General features: G+C 61.2%; 2 protein-coding genes and 1 tRNA gene. All 3 read left to right on the forward strand.

The genetic code is table 11. The features are described 5' to 3' along the window. A partial coding sequence (locus ABZ260_RS51550) for a hypothetical protein (protein ID WP_355633382.1) occupies positions 1-427 on the forward strand: 427 nt, incomplete at its 5' end. Between the two features lie 130 nt (positions 428-557). Continuing rightward, positions 558-622: transfer RNA gene (locus ABZ260_RS51555), tRNA-Phe, on the forward strand. A gap of 113 nt (positions 623-735) precedes the next feature. Then, positions 736-1,029, forward strand: a 294-nt coding sequence (locus tag ABZ260_RS51560) for a hypothetical protein (RefSeq protein WP_355633384.1), incomplete at its 3' end; no start/stop codon positions are given.

The following is a 1,029-nucleotide window of genomic DNA, read 5'->3' on the forward strand; positions in this document are numbered from 1 at the left end:
AACTCGATCGGGTGAGGTGCAGGCACGAAGCACTTCCTTCCCAGCTGACACAGGGTCAACTCAGGTGAGGTGGCCGTGCTACGGGGGGAAGCTCAATGCCCGTCCGGTCGAGGCGAAGCCGGACGGGAAACGTCTCGGGGGGTGCAATGACGATGACCGGCTCGCGTATGCCGAGCAGTCCTACCGGCTTTCAGCGTCGCGTGCCGATGTGCCGTCCTTCTACCGCGAGGCTGCGATCAAGGACGGCTGGAAGCCGGCGCCGGTGCCGAAGCAGGAGGAGAGTGCAACGCAGGTCTGCCTCACCAAGGTCATCAACAGCCGGAATGTCTATCTGTCGGTGGGGTACTCCGACAGGCCGGAAGAGAAGGACAGCGATGACTACTTCTTGCAGGTCAGTTCTGGCCCCAGCGGGAGCAATCTGTGCTGATGCCTGGGAGGGGTGTTCGGCCGGTCTCGGTTCTGGAACGTGAGGGCTGACGACAACGGTGACGACAACGTCGGTCACCACGAGCACACGGCGACAGCCGTCCACCACCCTCTGACCTCGTGTCCGTTGAGTGGAGCAGGGTGATCGCTCCGCCTGAAAAGCGGAAGGTCGGCGGTTCGACCCCGCCCCTGACCACAGCAGCTGAGCAGCACAAACGCCCCGAGCGATTATCGTTCGGGGCTTTTTTGATCTTCGGTGACAACAACGCTGACAGCAACGTCATCCGATTACCGGTGAGCATGAGACACGTGGATGATGTCCAGCCCAAATTTCTTCTGATTGACAAAGATGAGCAAATCTGTGGCTCCTGCCTTGATGCCGAAGGCGTCTTCGTCGAGGCGCTGGAGGACGACGAACTTGTGACCGTCGAAATCCTGGGTTGCCTTCCCTCCCAGCAGATGCGCGACCACCTCAGCGGATCCAAGCGCTACCGCCAGAGGAATCCGCTGGGGCTGGAGGCGCTCTTGTCAAGGCCATCGCCGGTACCGACGTGTTCTTCGTCCTGGACAAGGGCGAGGTCAAACACGACCTCGTCCAGCTGC

The organism is Streptosporangium sp. NPDC006013 (assembly GCF_040614275.1).
Taxonomy (GTDB): domain Bacteria; phylum Actinomycetota; class Actinomycetes; order Streptosporangiales; family Streptosporangiaceae; genus Streptosporangium.